Below are 11,442 nucleotides of genomic sequence, written 5' to 3'. Positions count from 1 at the left end.
CCCCGAGCAGGTGGTTCGGGAATCCTCCGGGCCCACGCGCGGAGCGCGGGCCCGGACACGGGCCGAAGCGAAGCGGAGGCCCAGAGAAAACACTGTCTAGTGGTTGGCCGCCTTCTCCGCGCCCGCGCCGGTCAGGGCGCGGACCTGGAGCTGGGCGAACTTGTCGAAGTCGCGCTCCTTGGACGACAGGGTTCCCACGATCGCGCACAGCAGGCTGATCGGCACCGACACCAGGGCCGGGTTGGGCAGCGGGAACCAGGCGAAGTCCGCGGTCGGGATGAGCGCGGTCTCGCTGCCGGAGACCACGGGCGAGAAGAACACCAGGCCCACGGCGCTGATCAGGCCGCCGTAGATGCCCGCGAGGGCGCCGCGGGTGTTGAACCTCTTCCAGAACAGGCTGAGCAGCAGGGTCGGCAGGTTCGCCGAGGCCGCCATCGCGAACGCCAGCGAGACCAGGAAGGCCACGTTGAGGTTCTGTGCGAACACCGCCAGCAGGATCGAGACCACGCCGACGCCCAGGGCGGACAGGCGGGCGACCCGGACCTCCTCGGCGCCCGTGGCCCTGCCCTTGCGCAGGACCGAGTTGTAGAAGTCGTGCGCGATGGAGGACGAGGAGGCGATGACCAGGCCCGCCACCGTGGACAGGATGGCCGCGAAGGCCGCCGAGGCGATGATCGCCAGCAGGACCGCGCCCGCCATCTCGCCGCCGATGCGCTCGCCGACCACCTGGGCCAGCTGCGGGGCCGCGGTATTGCCCGCGGCGTCCTGCGCCGTGATGGCCTCGTGGCCGACGATGGCCGCCGCGCCGAAGCCGAGCACCAGGGTCATCAGGTAGAAGGTGCCGATGAGGCCGATGCCCCAGTTGACCGACTTGCGGGCGCTCTGGGAGTCGGGGACGGTGTAGAAGCGGATGAGGATGTGCGGCAGGCCGGCCGTGCCCAGCACCAGGGCCAGGCCCAGGCTGATCAGGTCCAGCTTGTTCCACAGGGTCTGGAGCGGGTCGCCCGCGACCTCCACCCCGTAGCGCAGGCCGGGCTCCAGGAAGCCCTCCTGGCCGCTGGCCGCGGCGGCGTCGCTCATCAGCGCGCCGAGGTTGAACCCGTACAGGGACAGGGTCAGCACGGTGAGCAGGGCGGCGCCCAGCATGAGGATGAGGGCCTTGATGATCTGCACCCAGGTGGTGCCCTTCATGCCGCCGAAGGTCACGTAGATGGTCATCAGCAGACCGATGACCACGATGCCGACGATCTTGGCGGTGGCGGCGTCCATGCCCATGAAGGTCTGCCCGGGCTGGATGCCCAGCAGCAGGGCGATGAGCGCGCCCGCGCCGACCATCTGCGCCAGCAGGTAGAAGATCGACACCACGATCGTGGAGACCGACGCGGCGGTGCGCACCGGGCGCTGCCGCATCCGGTAGGACAGCACGTCACCCATGGTGTAGCGGCCGGAGTTGCGCAGCAGCTCCGCGACCAGCAGGAGGGCGACGAGCCAGGCGACGAGGAACCCGATGGAGTAGAGGAAGCCGTCGTAGCCGAACAGCGCGATCATGCCCGCGATGCCCAGGAAGGACGCGGCGGACATGTAGTCGCTGCCGATCGCCAGGCCGTTCTGGAGCGGGGAGAAGCCGCGCCCGCCCGAATGGAAGTCGGTGGCGGAGCGCGTGCTGCGGCCGGCCCAGACGGTGATGCCGAGCGTGGCCGCGATCATGAGGACGAAGAGGACGATGGTGATGATGCGGCTGCTGTCGCTGACCGTCTCGACAGCTTCCTGGGCGAGGTTCATCGGCCGCCCTCCTTGTTCGCCGCGGTGTAGTGGAGCTCGTCGCGCAGCTCGACCGCCTGGGCGTCGAGCCTGCGGCGCGCGTAGTTCGTGTACAGGACGGCGATCCCGAAGGTCGACACGAACTGGAGGACACCGAAGGCCAGGGCCACGTTGACGCTGCCGAAGAGCACGACGCCCATGAGGTCGCGGCCGAACGCGGACATGAGCACGTAGAGCAGGTACCACGCCATGAAGGCGAGGCTCATCGGGAAGACGAACCTGTACAGCCGCCGCTTGAGCTCCACGAAGCGCGGGTCGCCGTGCATGGTGACGTAGGCCTCGGTCGGGATCGCGTCGCCGCCTCCGTCGCCGTCGGGCGGCGGGGCCGGGTCCTTCGTCGGCCGGTCTGTTGACATGCTCTACCTCCGGGGGGATTGCCGTGCGTCCGGCGGCGACGGCGCCGCTCTGGTGTGATCTGCGTTACGGGGAACTGTAAGGAGCGGCACTACCGCGAAGGAGGGGGCTCGTGCGCACGCGCGCCGAACGCGGGGGAGGAGCGTCGAACGGTCGCCCAGCGCGCGGTGAGCGGTCGTCTGACGCGCCGAACGGCCGCCGAACGGCTCCGGTCCAGACCACGGGCCCCGAGCGCACACGCCCGCGGAGCCCGTTTCGCAGGGACTCCGGCACCCGGGGAAGGGCCCGGGGGCGTCCGGCCTCCGCCCCGCCGGGGGCCGTCCCGGCGGTGGGACACGCCTCCACCGGACCCGGAACGCCCGTCCGGCTCGGGGCGTTGTAGCTTGTGCACCATCACCGCCGTCGCGGGCATCCGCGTCGACGCGTTCCGCGATACCCCGGACGAGGTGCGCCGTACCCGGTGACGACAAGACGGCGCGTTGGAAGACGCACGTCACACGTCACGGAGGTAGGCATCATGGCCTGGATCGTTCTGGTGGTCTCGGGGTTCCTGGAGACCGCGTGGGCCCTCTCGCTCAGCGCCTCGAAGGGCTTCACCCGACTGTGGCCGTCGGTGACCTTCGGGGTCACCCTGTTCCTGAGCATGGCCGGTCTGGCCTACGCCCTGCGCACCATCCCCGTCGGGACCGGCTACGCGGTGTGGGTGGCCATCGGTGCCGTCGGCACCGCGCTGGTGGGCATGTTCTTCCTCGGTGAGGGCTTCACCTGGGCCAAGCTGCTGTGCCTCGTGCTCATCGTCGCGGGCGTGGTGGGGCTCAAGCTCCTGCACTAGGACCCGTCCCTGCGCGGGCGCCCCCGCCCCGGCGAGGGCTTCCCCAGCCGCTACGGGCGACCGGCGCGGGGGCGGCGTCGAGTCCTCCGCTCCGCCCGTGGCCCGCCAGCGCGCGGCGGGGGCCGGACACCGTGCGGTGTCCGGCCCCTACGCCGTTACGGGGGAGCGGCGGTGCCGCGCGGATTCCCTGGAGCGGGCGGGCCGCGGTGGCTAGGACGGGGCCCGGGGGGCGCCCCGGCGGGAACCGCCCCGCCGCCGGTCGAGGTGGACGGCGTGCTCCAGGTAGCGTTCGACCAGGGACGCCGCCACGGGGTTGTGGCCCCGGACGCGGAGCAGCCAGTGCGGCGCGATCCGCTCGTGGAGCCACAGGAAGCCGATCGTGAACCCCAGGCTCAGCATCGCCTGCAGGGCCAGGAAGGACAGGAGCGGCTCCCCCAGCACGGTGTCGTCGCCCAGCGCCCACGCCACGGCGTAGGAGTCGATCAGCCGGGAGACGGGGAACCCCACCAGCCAGTACAGCGCCATGGGCGCCACCGCGCCGACCTGGAAGACACCGCGCGCCAGCAGCACGCAGTACCCGGCGCCGAACAGGGCCAGGGGTATCCCCAGTCCGGCCGCGAGGGCGAGGGTGACCACCGGGGACAGCCCGGCCATCACCGCGACGGCCGTGGCGAACAGACCGGCCACCAGGCCGATCAGCGCGCCCGGCAGCGTGATCTCCACGTGGTCGAGCACGGGCCTCCCGGTGGGGAGGACTTCCCGAGCGCCCATCAGTCGATCACGACCCCGAAGGCGAACAGCGAGTAGAACAGGGCGCCGAGGTAGAACACCGCCGCGAAGGCGATGACGGCGTTGGAGAGGATGCCCGGCCGGATCGGCTTGGGCAGGGTGAGGTTGTTGACCAGCAGCAGCACCACGCAGTAGGCGCCCATCGCGAACGCCGACAGGAAGGCCAGCACGTCCAGGATCGCCGCCGGGCCGTCGGCGGGGCCGAAGAGCAGGATGACGATGCCGAAGGCGATCAGGCCCCACAGGAAGAGGGCGTACAGCCTCGACATGCCGACCTTCTTGGCGCCCGGCACGAAGTTGAAGGTCATGTCGGCCTGGCCGCGCGAGAAGGAGTCGAACAGCCCCAGCGTGGCGTTGAGGCCGATGAGCGCGATGAAGCAGAAGAACACCGTGCCCAGGACCGGGCTCCCGGCCGCCGAGAAGGAGGCCGCCATGGCGTCCAGGGCGGCGTCGCGGTCGCCGTCGCGCAGCAGGTCGGTCACGTTCGGGTCGAAGCGGGCCGAGGCCTGGGCCAGCACGGTGAAGGAGATCGTCACCAGCATCGTGATGCCCCAGAACAGGACCATCGCGTCGAAGGTGACCCAGCGCCGCCAGCCCTTCCACTTCTCCATCTCCGAGGCGTCGGAGGTGTCGAACATGAAGCCGCGCGTGGGCATGGCCTCCTGCTCGCCCGCGTGCCGCAGGCCCCGGATCTTGGGGATGTGCGAGCCCATCCCGGCGCCCTTGTCGCGCAGGTGCAGGGTGTACCACATCTGCTGCATGCCCGAGGGCCCGGCGAAGGCGATGGAGCCCACGATCACGGGGAACCACAGGGCCGTGGTGGCCTCCTCCGGCAGGTAGCCGAACGCGAACATCCCGGTGAGGGTGGAGGTCAGGTCGGACAGGTCGCCCACGATGGCCGCGATCACGGCGCTGCCGACCACCAGCATGCCGATGCAGATCGACAGCACGTTCTCCAGCAGGTTGTAGATGACCTTCGCCAGGGTGAACACCACACCGACGAGGAGCATCCCGGCGACCGCCGTGGCCTGCCAGGGGATGCCGGTCACCCGTTCGAAGGCGGAGGCGCCCGCCGAGAGGTGGCCCGGCCAGATGTAGACCAGCATCGCCGTGATGAAGAAGAACCACATGAGCGGTTTGAACACGCGCGCGGCGCCGTAGAAGATGCTCTCCCCGGTGGCCATCGCGTAGCGCGACATCTCCAGCATGACCACGGCCTGGAGGGTGACGCCGACCAGGAACAGCCAGCGGATCTCGGGGCCGAAGACGAGGACCAGCCTCGGCCACATGTAGGACTCGCCCATGCCCACGCCGAGGGCGACGAGGAACACGGTGGGGCCCAGGATGTGGATCGAGGGCGGCGCCTTGGGCAGGGGGCGGATGGGCATCGGCTCCAGCCGGCCCGCCTTCCACACGCGCTCCTCGGGCGGAGCGCCGCCGGGAGCGGCCGTACCGGAGGCGGCCTCGGCCTCGGGGGGAGCGGCCTGCCTCTGGGCGGGGACGAAGGGTGGCTGTGCGTCGGTGGGGGACTGGCGGACCGGTTCGGGCGTGCCGCCGGTCTCGGGGCGTGAGGAATCCATGGCTGGGAACTCCCTGTGGGCTGTGCGGATGCGAGCTGCTTGCTGGCATGGCGCCCCCGGATGGTGCGGACTCCTCTCTGCCGGACGCACGGGCGAGGTCACCGCGACGTCGTGGCTGCGTCGCGCGGTGGGGGACCCGGCGGCCGTGTGGCGGCGGCTCCGTGGCCGCCGGGTTCAGGGGTGGTGCGCGTTGCTGCGGGGCCCGGTCGGGGCCGGAGCACCGACCGGGCACTGGGTCAGAGTAGTCCCGCGGCGCGGGCCCAGCGATACTTCGCGCCGAGAATCTGCACGGGCTTCTCGGTGGTGTAGGGGAAGGCCACGACGCCGTGGTCGAACAGGTACCGGGAGGCCTCCTCGACCTCGGTGTCACCCGAGAGCGAGGCGACCACGGGCTTGTCGATCCCCTTGGCCCTGGCCTCGGCCACCACGTCGGCGACCACCTTCGCGAAGACCATCGGCGGCGTGATGATGGTGTGCCAGTAGCCCAGGATGAGCGCGTGCACCCGCTCGTCCTCCAGGCCCAGGCGGATCGTGGCCTCGTAGGTGGAGGGCGGCTCGCCGCCGGTGATGTCCACCGGGTTCCCGGCGGCGCCGAAGGGCGGGATGAAGGCCCGGAACGAGGCGTCCAGGTCCGGCGGGATCTCGTAGAGGCTCATCCCGTTGTCCACCACCGCGTCGGAGAGCAGCACGCCCGATCCGCCCGCGCCGGTGATGATGACGACGTTCTCGCCCTTGGGGGTGGGCAGGACCGGCAGCGCGCGGCCGAACTCCAGCAGCTCGTTGAGCCCGGGGGCCCGGACCACGCCCGCCTGGCGCAGGATGTCGTCGTAGACCTTGTCGTCGCCCGCCAGCGCGCCGGTGTGCGACCCGGCCGCGCGCGCCCCGGCGTCGGTGCGCCCGGCCTTGAGCACGATGACGGGCTTGTGCGGCACGACCTCGCGGGCGGCCTCGACGAAGGCGCGGCCGTCCTTGAGGTCCTCCAGGTGCATGGCGACGGCGTTGGTGTTCTCGTCCTGGCCGAAGAAGGTGAGCAGGTCGTCCTCGTCGATGTCGGCCTTGTTGCCGACGCCGACGATGGCCGAGACGCCGGTGCTCGTGCTGCGGCTGTAGCCGAGGATGGCCATGCCGATCCCGCCCGACTGCGAGGTCAGGGCGGTGCCTCCGCTGACGTCGTAGGGGGTGCAGAAGGTCGCCGACAGCTTCTCGGGCGTGTAGTAGTAGCCGTAGATGTTGGGGCCGAGCAGGCGCACGCCGTGCCTGCGGGCGACGGCGAGCACCTCGTCCTGGAGCTCCTGCTCGCCGGTCTCGGCGAACCCGGAGGGGATGAGGACCGCCGCGGCGGCCCCCTTCGTGCCGACCTCCTCCAGCGCGCCCGCCACGAACTTGGCGGGGATCGCGAAGACCGCCACGTCGACCTCGCCGGGGATGTCGAGGACGCTGGCGTAGGCCGTGCGGCCGTACACCTCGGGGGACTTGGGGTTGACCGGGTAGACCTCGCCCGCGTACCCGCCGTCGACGATGTTCTTGATGACGGAGTGGCCGATCTTGCCGGGCTCGTTGGAGGCGCCGACGATCGCGATCGACCGCGGCTTGAAGACCCGGTTCATCGCGGCGAGGATCTCGTCGCGTTCGAACCGCGCGGGCGGCTCGGGCGGCGCGAAGTCCAGGACGAAGCGCAGGTCCGCGGCCACGGCGGAGGCCGGTCCGGCGAAGACCGGGTTGAGGTCGGCCTCGGCGATCTCGGGGAAGTCGGTGACCAGGTCCGACAGCCTGCTGACCACGTCGGCCAGCCGCTCCCGGTCCACGGCGGGGCGGCCGCGCACGCCGCGCAGGACCTCGGCCGCGCGGATGTCGTCGATCTGGGTCAGCGCCTCCTCGCGGGAGACCGGGGCCATCCGGAAGGTGACGTCGCGCAGCACCTCGACCAGGACGCCGCCCAGCCCGAAGACCACGATCTTGCCGAAGGTGGGGTCGGTGGTCGCGCCGACGAGGACCTCGACCTCCGGCCCGCCGCCGACCTGCTGCTGGATCTGGACCCCGTCGATGCGCGCCCCCGGGCTGTGGGCCAGGGCGTTGGCGGTGATGCGGTGGTAGGCCTCGGCGACCTTCTCGGCGCTGTCCAGGCCGACCTCGACGCCGCCCGCGTCGGTCTTGTGCAGGATGTCGGGGGAGACGATCTTGGCCACGACCGGCAGGCCAAGCTCACCGGCGAGTTCGGCGGCCTCCTCGGCGGAGTGCGCCAGGGCCTCGCCCGGGACGGGGATGCCGTAGGCGTCGGCCAGGACGCGGCCCTCGGGGGCGGTCAGGGCGGTCCTGCCCTCGGCCCTGGCGCGGTCGAGCACCTCGCGGACCGCGGCGCGGTCGTGGTCGGGGCGGTCGGGGGTGTAGGCGGCCATGTGTTCAGATCACTCCGTTCGATGCGAGTTCGGCCAGGTCCTCGTCGGACAGCCCCAGCTCGCCGCCGTAGACCTCGGCGTTGTGCTCGCCGAGCAGCGGGGAGCGGACGACGTCCACCGGTGAGTCCGAGAGCCGGATCGGCGAGGAGACCGTGTCGTAGGAGCCCCGCTCGGGGTGCTCGACGGTGGTGACGACCCCGTTGGCCCGCAGGGTGGGGTCGTCGATGATCTCGCGGGTGGACATGATCGGCCCGCAGGGGATGTTGTGCGCGTTCAGCGCGGCCAGCACGTCCCACTTGGGGAGCTGGCTGGCCCACTCCTCGATGAGGGCGAACATCTTGTCGAGCTTGTCCAGCCGGGCCTCGGGGGTGGCCCACTCGGGGTCCTCGGCCAGTTCGGGGCGGCCGATGAGCCGCGTGATGGGCTCCCAGCCGGTGGGCTGGACGATGACGTACACGTAGTCGTTGGGGCCGCCGGGGGAGGTGCGCACGGCCCAGCCGGGCTGGCCGCCGCCGGAGGCGTTGCCGGAGCGGGGGACCTCGTCGCCGAAGTCGTCGTTGGGGTACTCCGCCAGCGGCCCGTGCGCCAGGCGCTGCTGGTCGCGCAGCTTGACCCGGCACAGGTTGAGCACCGCGTCCTGCATGGCGACCTGGACGCGCTGGCCCCGGCCGGTGGTGGTGCGCTGGTACAGCGCGGCGAGGATACCGGCTACTGTATGCATCCCTGTGCCCGAGTCACCGATCTGGGCGCCCGTCGCCAGCGGCGGGCCGTCCTCGAACCCGGTGGTGCTCATGGAGCCGCCCATCGCCTGGGCGATCACCTCGTAGGCCTTGAAGTCGGCGTAGGCGCCGGGGCCGAACCCCTTGATGGAGGCGTAGACCAGCCGCGGGTTGGCCTCGGCGAGCACCTCCCAGGTGAAGCCCATGCGGTCCAGCGCGCCGGGGGCGAAGTTCTCCACCAGCACGTCGCTGCGGCGCACCAGGTCCAGGAAGATCTCCTTGCCCCTGGGGCTCTTGGTGTTGAGGGTGACGCTGCGCTTGTTGGAGTTGAGCATCGTGAAGTAGAGGCTGTCCACACCGGGCTTGTCCCGGAGCTGGCGCCGGGTGATGTCACCCGTGACCGCCTCCACCTTGACCACGTCGGCGCCCATCCAGGCGAGTATCTGCGTCGCCGACGGGCCCGACTGGACGTGGGTCATGTCCAGGACGCGGACCCCGTCGAGTGCCTTGCCCATGACTCTCTCCTTCCTGGTCAGGGCTACTTGTACATGGTCTGGTTCATCGTTCCCGGGGCGTAGACCTCGGGGTCGATCCAGACGTTGATCAGCGAGGGCTTGCCGGACTCGCGGGCGCGGCGCAGCGCCGGGGCGATGTCGGCCGGGTCCCGGACCTCCTCGCCGTGGCCGCCCAGCATCCGGGCGAACTCGGCGTAGTTGACGTCGCCCAGGGTGTTGCCGATCTCGCCCCGGTCCGCGCCGTACTTGGCGATCTGGCCGTAGCGGATCTGGTTCATCGAGGAGTTGTTGCCCACGATGCCGACGAAGGGCAGGTCGAACCGGACCAGGGTCTCGAAGTCCCAGCCGGTCAGGCTGAACGCGCCGTCGCCGAAGAGGGCCACCACCTCCTTGTCCGGGCGGGCGTACTTGGCCGCCATCACGAACGGGACGCCCACGCCCAGCGTGCCGAGGGGCCCGGGGTCCATCCAGTGGCCCGGCGACTTGGGCTGGACCACCTGGCCGGAGAAGGTGACGATGTCGCCGCCGTCGCCGACGTAGATGGAGTCCTCGGTGAGGAACTGGTTGATCTCGCTGACCAGCCGGTAGGGGTGGATGGGCGTGGAGTCGGAGGTGAGCAGGTGCGCCCGCTTGTCCAGCGCGGCCTGCTCCTGGGTGCGCAGCTCCTCCAGCCAGGTCTTGCGGCTCTGGGCGCCGTTGTCCCCGTAGCCCGAGGTCGCCTGGAGCACCGAGGACAGGATCACGTCGGCGTCCCCGACCAGCCCCAGGTCCACGTCGCGGTTCTTGCCGACGGTGGCGTAGTTGAGGTCGATCTGCACCACCGTGGCGGTGGGCGAGAGGCGCTTGCCGTAGCCCATCCGGAAGTCGAAGGGGGTGCCGACGATGATGATCAGGTCGGAGTTGGTGAAGGCGTAGCGCCGGGAGAGCTGGAAGTGGTGCGGGTCCCCGGGCGGCAGGGTGCCCCGGCCCGCGCCGTTCATGTAGGCGGGGATGTTGAGCGCGCGCACCAGGTCGGTGGCGGACTGCGTGGCCCGGGTGGTCCACACCTGGTTGCCGAGCAGGATGCTGGGCTTCTCGGAGCGCACGATCAGGTCGGCGAGCCGCTCGATCGCGGCGGGGTCGCCCGCCTGCCGGGTGGAGGCGCGGTAGCGGCCCTTGGCGGGGACGCGGGCCCGCTCCACGGGCACCTCGGCGTCCAGGACGTCCCGGGGGATCTCCAGGAAGGCCGGGCCGGGGGCGCCGCTGTTGGCCTCGCGGAAGGCCATCGAGACCAGGTCGGCGACCCGCTCGGTGTGGGGCACGGTGGCGGCGAACTTGGAGATCGGGTTGATCATGTCCACGTGCGGCAGGTCCTGGAGCGAGCCCATCTTGTGCTGGCTCAGGGCGCCCTGGCCGCCGATGACCAGCATCGGGCTCTCCGCGCGGTAGGCGTTGGCGATGCCGGTGACCGCGTCGGTGGTCCCCGGTCCGGCGGTCACGACGGCGCACCCGGGCTTGCCGGTGACGCGGGCGTAGCCGTCGGCGGCGTGCGCGGCGACCTGCTCGTGCCGCACGTCGACCACGTCGATGCCCTCGTCCGCGCATCCGTCGTAGATGTCGATGATGTGTCCGCCGCAGAGCGTGAAGATGACGTCGATCCCCTCGGCCTTGAGGGCCTTGGCGACCAGGTGGCCGCCGGAGATCGTGGTCTTCTCGCTGCTGGTGGACTCGCTGGTTGCCTTGTCGGCCATCGGTACGCCGACCCCTTTCGTGCGGGTGTGCGGGATGTGTCCTGCGGTGGCTTGTGTGGTGCGACCGTCTTCTGTAGGCGGGATACTGTATACCGTGTGCATCACATTGGAGCACGGTGCCGCGTCGCTGTCCAGACCCCGTGTGGGGCGGGTGTGGTCCGGATCGGAAGCGGGCGCCTGAGCAGGGCCGACAGAACGGCCGCCGCGCCGCAGAGCACGCCGGACGCGGCCAGGCCCGCGGGCCACGCGGAGGTCGGCGCCAGGGCCAGGAACAGCGCGGTCCCGCCGACGCCGAGCAGGCCGCCGACCGCCTTGGAGCTGTAGACCAGGCCGTGGATGTCGGCCGTCCAACGCGGCCCGAAGTGGCCCTCGGTGATCGCCCGGGTCAGCGGGTAGCACGAACCGGTGCACGCGCCCGCCGTCAGCGCGAGGAGCACCAGCGCGGCGCTCTGCCCGGCCGGGACGGCGGCGGCCAGTCCCGCCTGGGCGAGCGCCCCCGCCCCCAGTAGCGCGGTGAGGGTGCGCCTGCGGCCGGCCCGCTCGGCCGCGGTGCCCGCGGCCAGCCGTCCCAGGCCGCTGCCCGCGGCGAAGGCCGTCACGGCCGGGGCGGCCGCCGAGCCCGGGTGGCCGCCGTCCGCCAGGAGGACGGGCAGCGCGGCGAGGGTGGACAGCGCGCTCGCTCCGGACAGCGCGACCACCGCGTGAA

The 11,442-nt window shown here is 71.4% G+C and carries 9 protein-coding genes and 1 riboswitch; of the genes, 1 reads left to right on the top strand and 8 read right to left on the bottom strand.

Annotated features, from left to right (window positions below; all coding sequences use genetic code 11):
* Positions 1 to 96 precede the first annotated feature (96 nt).
* On the bottom strand, positions 97 to 1,782 hold the full coding sequence (locus tag DQW06_RS13330) for a cation acetate symporter (RefSeq protein WP_117198556.1): 1,686 nt from the start codon (positions 1,780 to 1,782) through the stop codon (positions 97 to 99).
* Positions 1,779 to 2,177 (bottom strand): DUF485 domain-containing protein, encoded by a 399-nt coding sequence (locus tag DQW06_RS13325; protein ID WP_013155128.1) that lies wholly within the window; start codon positions 2,175 to 2,177, stop codon positions 1,779 to 1,781. The genes DQW06_RS13330 and DQW06_RS13325 overlap by 4 nt, the downstream gene beginning before the upstream one ends.
* A 412-nt stretch (positions 2,178 to 2,589) precedes the next feature.
* A riboswitch (guanidine-III (ykkC-III) riboswitch) is annotated at positions 2,590 to 2,656 on the top strand.
* A 36-nt stretch (positions 2,657 to 2,692) separates the two neighbouring features.
* Here DQW06_RS13325 and DQW06_RS13320 point away from each other — a divergent pair.
* Positions 2,693 to 3,007 carry a multidrug efflux SMR transporter gene (locus DQW06_RS13320; RefSeq protein ID WP_013155127.1) on the top strand — a complete coding sequence of 105 codons (315 nt, stop codon included), beginning with the start codon at positions 2,693 to 2,695 and terminating at the stop codon, positions 3,005 to 3,007.
* Positions 3,008 to 3,217: 210 nt separating this feature from the next.
* On the opposite strand, the gene DQW06_RS13315 is transcribed toward DQW06_RS13320, so the two are convergent.
* The 6 genes from DQW06_RS13315 to DQW06_RS13290 all read right to left on the bottom strand — a co-directional run.
* Positions 3,218 to 3,778: a hypothetical protein gene (locus DQW06_RS13315; RefSeq protein ID WP_013155126.1), complete on the bottom strand. Its 561-nt coding sequence runs from the start codon at positions 3,776 to 3,778 to the stop codon at positions 3,218 to 3,220.
* On the bottom strand, positions 3,778 to 5,376 hold the full coding sequence (locus DQW06_RS13310; RefSeq protein ID WP_013155125.1) for an Nramp family divalent metal transporter: 1,599 nt from the start codon (positions 5,374 to 5,376) through the stop codon (positions 3,778 to 3,780). Before DQW06_RS13310 ends, DQW06_RS13315 begins: the two co-directional genes overlap by 1 nt.
* A 236-nt stretch (positions 5,377 to 5,612) precedes the next feature.
* Positions 5,613 to 7,772, bottom strand: coding sequence for an acetate--CoA ligase family protein (locus DQW06_RS13305; RefSeq protein WP_071622788.1), 2,160 nt, complete (start codon positions 7,770 to 7,772; stop codon positions 5,613 to 5,615).
* Between the two features lie 4 nt (positions 7,773 to 7,776).
* Positions 7,777 to 9,006 (bottom strand): formyl-CoA transferase, encoded by a 1,230-nt coding sequence (gene frc / locus DQW06_RS13300; protein WP_013155123.1) that lies wholly within the window; start codon positions 9,004 to 9,006, stop codon positions 7,777 to 7,779.
* A 23-nt stretch (positions 9,007 to 9,029) separates the two neighbouring features.
* Positions 9,030 to 10,736: a thiamine pyrophosphate-binding protein gene (locus tag DQW06_RS13295; protein ID WP_013155122.1), complete on the bottom strand. Its 1,707-nt coding sequence runs from the start codon at positions 10,734 to 10,736 to the stop codon at positions 9,030 to 9,032.
* Positions 10,737 to 10,837: 101 nt separating this feature from the next.
* Positions 10,838 to 11,442, bottom strand: a 605-nt coding sequence (locus tag DQW06_RS13290) for an MFS transporter (protein WP_117198555.1), incomplete at its 5' end; no start/stop codon positions are given.

Origin of the sequence: Nocardiopsis sp. TNDT3, assembly GCF_003427465.1 — a bacterium.
Classification (GTDB): Bacteria; Actinomycetota; Actinomycetes; order Streptosporangiales; family Streptosporangiaceae; genus Nocardiopsis; species Nocardiopsis dassonvillei.
Note: the sequence above shows the minus strand (reverse complement) of the source record. Positions and strands in the feature narration are given on the sequence as shown.